A 3,938-nucleotide genomic window follows, 5' to 3' on the forward strand; every position below is an offset into this window, starting at 1 on the left:
TCTCAAAAAGGCAGGGAGAAATAAAATGCAACAAATTTGGTACGTATTTAAAGGAAACGAATTGCTGGTGTGCCATTCATCGGAGGCAAGGCTGCCAACAGCACCGGACATTGAGGTCATATCCGATAAATTTTTAAAGAAGGGCGCCTTCTTCATCGGAGATCGCATGGCCGATGAAAAGAGCAACGAATTTTGGGCCGAGATACCACCTGATATCGACCTTCCCAGCGGCATGATTACGGTTGGATTGCGCGAAGTCGGCTCATTGCTTGGCGAGCAAGTATTTTATAGGGTAGCAAGGGCGTATCAGTTGATGAATTGGAGCGAAAGATACATCTTTTGCATGTCCTGTGGCGATAAGCTAAGACCTTCATCAATTGATAACGGGAAAATTTGTCCTTCCTGTGGGGCTGTCTTTTATCCTCCCGTGACGCCTGCCGTGATCGTCGCAATCGAAAAAGATGGCAAGCTGCTTCTTGCAAGGAATGCCAACTTCCCGCCAACACGATACAGCATCATCGCCGGTTTCGTGGAACCGGGCGAGAGCTTTGAGGACGCCGTCAGGAGGGAAGTAAAGGAAGAAGTCTCCATCGAGGTAAAGGACATCAAATATTTCGGAAGCCAGCCCTGGCCGTTTCCTCACTCTATCATGGTTGGTTTTACCGCTAAGTGGGCCTCGGGTGAACTGAAGCCGGACGGCCGCGAGATCCTGGATGCGGGTTGGTTTTCTGCCGACGCAATGCCCGATCTTCCGCCAGGAGTCAGCATAGCACGTAAGCTCATAGACGATTTCAGGCGCAGCCACGGCGTGGAGCTATAAAGTCATTTGATCTCGTCTTGGTAGTGCTCGTACATACCTCCAAAGGTCGAGGAGCAATCCTGAGGTGTTGAAATTCCCATACCCAATATTCTGTAGGGCCATCACGGCACAATAACTTACCCTAGCCAGATCGGCAGCGCAAATAACAGTGCTGGTCTTTAGACATTTCATTTACCCTCGTGTCTTATTTTTTTTAAAATTTAATCTACTTGACATTTCGATGATATTTTTTCTATTATCAATAATAGTGTAGCATTTGCTTTTGGTGTATATGGATATTATACAAATATGAAATGTTTTATTTTTAATTAACCACTAATTAATATTTAATAATTTTTAATAATATTTAGTATTCTTTTAAGAGATAAAGAGCCGCAGAAGAATACCAATCTTATGTATTGGTTTCTATGGCGGCTCTTGTGCTATTAAAGGCATGAAAAATATTCTTAAGGAAGGTGGTAGTATGTTTGATTTTCTTAAGCCGGCTGCTCCGATAGAACGCATGCCTGACGATAAAATTCCAAGCAGCTACAAGAAATATCGTTTTCAGGTCTTTGTCAGTATTTTTATTGGATATGCAGCTTATTATTTCATCAGAAAGAACTTTAACATGGCCGCTCCTTATTTGATCGAGACATACGGGTATTCAAAAGCTCAAATAGGCTTTGTCGGATCAGCGCTGGGTTTGGCTTATGGAATAAGCAAATTCATCATGGGAAATGTTTCCGATAGATGCAACCCGAGATATTTTCTACCCTTAGGATTGATATTGGCGGCGATAGCTAATATAATGCTCGGTTTCGCCTCGTCTGTTCCTCTGTTATTCGTCTTGATGCTCTTGAACGGATGGTTTCAAGGCATGGGATGGCCACCCTGTGGCCGAACCCTTGCCCATTGGTTTTCTCCAAAAGAACGGGGAACATGGATGGCAATATGGAATGTGGCTCATAATGTCGGCGCAGCGCTAGTGCCAACAATTACTCTTGCTGGATATGCCCTTTTTGCCACCTGGCGAGGGATGTTTTATTTCCCGGCGTTAATCTCAATTGCGATTGCAATATTTGTTTTGATCTTCTTGCGCGATACGCCCCAATCTGTCGGATTGCCACCAATAGAGGAATACCGAAACGATTATCCTGAGATCCAAATTGATCCCAAAGACATGGAGCGTGAACTAAGTGGCAGGGAAATACTTTTTAATTACGTCCTTAACAACAAATATAATGGTACATTGCTATAGCAAATATATTCATTTATCTTGTGCGGTACGGACTACTGGATTGGATCCCCGTCTATTTGAAAGAAGCCAAGGGCTTTAACATAAACGAGGCTGGCGTTACTTTTGCTCTTTACGAATGGGCAGCAATACCTGGCACCATCATAGTCGGTTGGTTAAGTGACAAAGTTTTTCATGGCAGAAGGGCTCCTATGGCTATCATATGCATGATAGGCGTAATGGCAGCCGTTTTCCTTTACTGGAAGAGCGAGAACATGTCGGCCATCAACATCGCCATAGCATCTGCAGGGGCCTTGATTTATGGGCCGGTAATGCTCATAGGCGTGGCGGCGCTTGATTATGTTCCTAAAAAGGCAGCCGGGACCGCGGCAGGATTGACAGGGCTATTCGGATACGTAGGCGGCAGTGTCGCAGCAAGCTTTATAGTTGGGATCATCGCAGACAAATTTAGCTGGAACGGTGCCTTCCTTCTCATCCTCGCTTCCTGCGTGTTGGCAATAATATTCCTCATACCAACTTGGAACCCGACAAAGGAGAAATCATAGTCGGTGTAAATTCTTTCCTCTTAACAACTTTAACAACTTTAAGGGCGTGTCCGATGTTCAGGCGCGCCCTTCTTTAACTTCCCTAAAGACTTATAAGTAATTATGATGCCTTAAAAAGAGCAGGGCCAACCTTTCGTTGACAAATTTTGCCGGTCGGAAGTAAAATTTTTGTTGCTCTCTTACAGTAAGCGATAAAGATAACTATCACGAAAGGGGTGTTGTGCTAATGTGGGAGCATAAAATTGCAATCAATGAAGTTAGGGAAATTCGTTCACGCGTATTGGATTACTTTGGAGTCGGGGCCGTCAAAAAAATTGACGAGATAATGAAAGACCTGTCGGAGCAGGGCGTTAAAAAGGTCATCTGCGTTACAGGGCGCGGGTCCTATAAGAAATCGGGCGCTTGGGATTACGTGGCAGAGGCATTTAAAAAGCACGGAATTTCTCATGTAATTTACGATAAAGTCACGTCAAACCCCACGGCAGACTCCGTAGACGAAGCTGCTAAAATGGCCCGCGATTTTGGGGCTCAAGCAGTCGTAGCCATAGGAGGTGGAAGCCCCATCGATGCCGGCAAGAGTGTGGCAATACTCATGGTCCACAAGGATCAAGATGCCCGCTCGCTTTATCAGTTTAAGTTCAACCCGACCAAGGCTGCGCCCATCGTAGCCATTAACTTAACGCATGGCACAGGCACCGAGGTGGACCGCTTTGCTGTCGTAAGTATCCCCGAGCTCAACTACAAACCGGCAATCGCTTACGACTGCATTTATCCTATGTACGCCATCGATGATCCCGCTTTAATGACGGGCCTGTCGGCAGATCAGACGCGCTATGTATCGATCGACGCCATAAACCATGTCATAGAGGCAGCTACTACCAAGACAGCAAGTCCCTACTCTATAATGATGGCGAAGGAGACCGTAAGGCTTGTGGCAACCTACTTGCCTCAGGCTCTGGCTCATCCTGCAGACCTAACTGCACGCTACTACCTGCTTTACGCGTCCATCATAGCCGGCATTAGCTTCGATAACGGCCTGCTTCATTTTACTCATGCCTTGGAGCACCCGCTTTCGGGAGTAAAGCCTGAGCTTGCCCACGGGCTTGGTCTTGCGATATTGCTGCCGGCCGTAGTAAAGAAGATCTATCCGGCCTGTGCCGAGGTCTTAGCTGAACTTTTGGCACCCATCGTCGACGGTCTAAAAGGAATCCCCGCGGAAGCCGAAAGGGCAGCCCGCGGGGTCGAAAGGTGGCTTTATGCCATGGGCGTTACGCAAAAGCTTGCTGACGAAGGGTTTAAGGAAAGCGACATCGATCGCCTTACCGACCTTGCCATG

General features: G+C 46.5%; 4 protein-coding genes. All 4 read left to right on the plus strand.

The window, feature by feature from the left end; all coding sequences use genetic code 11:
• On the plus strand, positions 1–820 hold an 820-nt coding region (gene nudC, locus BUQ78_RS09915; protein WP_318259657.1), incomplete at its 5' end, for an NAD(+) diphosphatase.
• Between the two features lie 463 nt (positions 821–1,283).
• A complete protein-coding gene (locus tag BUQ78_RS10160; protein ID WP_318259658.1) occupies positions 1,284–2,060 on the plus strand; it encodes an MFS transporter in 777 nt (258 codons plus the stop codon).
• 20 nt (positions 2,061–2,080) lie between these two features.
• Positions 2,081–2,602 (plus strand): MFS transporter, encoded by a 522-nt coding sequence (locus BUQ78_RS10165; RefSeq protein ID WP_318259659.1) that lies wholly within the window; start codon positions 2,081–2,083, stop codon positions 2,600–2,602.
• A 226-nt stretch (positions 2,603–2,828) separates the two neighbouring features.
• Positions 2,829–3,938 (plus strand): iron-containing alcohol dehydrogenase (locus BUQ78_RS09925; protein ID WP_074200239.1); only part of this gene is annotated, 1,110 nt, incomplete at its 3' end.

It is taken from the genome of Acetomicrobium flavidum (assembly GCF_900129645.1).
Taxonomy (GTDB): domain Bacteria; phylum Synergistota; class Synergistia; order Synergistales; family Acetomicrobiaceae; genus Acetomicrobium; species Acetomicrobium flavidum.

Coding starts and splice junctions, on each gene's coding strand:
- BUQ78_RS10160 (WP_318259658.1), top strand. CDS start 1,284: ATGTTTGATTTTCTTAAGCCGGCTGCTCCGATAGAACGCATGCCTGAC.